Source organism: Streptomyces bobili (assembly GCF_002154575.1).
Classification (GTDB): Bacteria; Actinomycetota; Actinomycetes; order Streptomycetales; family Streptomycetaceae; genus Streptomyces; species Streptomyces bobili.
This window is the reverse complement of sequence record NZ_MUBA01000311.1, coordinates 1-596: the sequence shown is the minus strand read 5'-3', so window position 1 is coordinate 596 and position 596 is coordinate 1. Positions and strand designations below refer to the sequence as shown.

Annotated in this window: 1 protein-coding gene; it reads right to left on the bottom strand. The window is 66.4% G+C overall.

The annotated features are described in order from the left end of the window. The coding region (locus BZL64_RS24380; protein WP_244205470.1) for a condensation domain-containing protein at positions 1–596 on the bottom strand (596 nt) is incomplete at both ends.

The window sequence follows — 596 nt, the reverse complement described above, 5'->3', positions numbered from 1 at the left end:
ACCACCGCCACCGCATCCGGAGTCCGCGCCACCTGCGCCGCAAACAACCCCGGCACCGTCCCCACACCCACCGACACGGCAGTGTCATTCCACTCCACCAACACCCGCCCACGCTCAACCCCGTCAAGAACCTCCACCGCACCCACCCGCACCGAAGGATCCTCAACCAACCCCGCCAACACCCGAACCCAACAACCCCCAATCCGAACAGCCGCCTCCGCATCAAACACATCCGCCGCCGCAGTCACCGCACCCCGCACCCCCGCCGGCGCACCCTCAGCGTCGAACACCTCCGTCGCCATCACATCCAGGTCGAACTTCACCGCCGCAACCCCGACCCGCTCCGCAGACACCCCCGACAACCCAGAAGCCCGCACCCCCGGCAGCTCCAACACCGCCTGCTCATTGTTCTGCACCGTCAACATCACCTGGAACAACGGATGCCGCGCCGTGGAACGAACCGGCGCCAACTCCTCCACCAGCCGCTCGAACGGCACATCCTGATGCTCGAACGCCCGCAGACCCCGCTCCCGCACCTGATCCAACAACTCACCGAACGACGGATCACCCGACAGATCCGTACGCACCACCAACGT